At 50.2% G+C, this 640-nt stretch carries 2 tRNA genes and 1 rRNA gene; all 3 read left to right on the forward strand.

From position 1 onward, the window contains the following. Positions 1 to 117 (forward strand): 16S ribosomal RNA (locus FSO04_RS45970); the annotation flags it as partial. A gap of 64 nt (positions 118 to 181) precedes the next feature. Then, positions 182 to 258, forward strand: a tRNA-Ile gene (locus FSO04_RS45975). Between the two features lie 69 nt (positions 259 to 327). Next, positions 328 to 403: transfer RNA gene (locus FSO04_RS45980), tRNA-Ala, on the forward strand. Positions 404 to 640: the final 237 nt, after the last annotated feature.

Genomic DNA, 640 nt, shown 5'->3' on the forward strand with positions numbered 1-640 from the left:
TTACCAGAAGTGGCTAGTCTAACCGCAAGGAGGACGGTCACCACGGTAGGATTCATGACTGGGGTGAAGTCGTAACAAGGTAGCCGTATCGGAAGGTGCGGCTGGATCACCTCCTTTCTCGAGCTAACGTGTCGAACGTTGAGCGCTCACGCTTATCGGCTGTGAAATTAGACAGACTCAGGGGTCTGTAGCTCAGTTGGTTAGAGCACCGTCTTGATAAGGCGGGGGTCGATGGTTCGAATCCATCCAGACCCACCACTGTTTCTGCGGTGGCTGATCCGCTAAAAACCCCTGGGTAGTAACAGATAGCATTATCTGTGTATGACTGGGGGATTAGCTCAGCTGGGAGAGCACCTGCTTTGCAAGCAGGGGGTCGTCGGTTCGATCCCGTCATCCTCCACCAATCTTCAATGCCGGTTTTACTGCGGTGAACCTTGAAAGAGGTTTGCGGTGTAGTGAAACAGGCATTGGCGATTGAGCCAGTCAGAGTGATACGCGGTTATAGCAACTGCGATATCGGCTGTCGTTCTTTAACAATCAGGAAGAAGTAGTAAAGAGATTCACGAAAGCATACTTAGAGATGGGTGTGTGAGTAGGTGAATCAGGGTTGTGATTGTATCAATGTATGAAAAGAGAGATC

The sequence above is a fragment of the Paraburkholderia madseniana genome, from assembly GCF_009690905.1.
Taxonomy (GTDB): Bacteria; Pseudomonadota; Gammaproteobacteria; order Burkholderiales; family Burkholderiaceae; genus Paraburkholderia; species Paraburkholderia madseniana.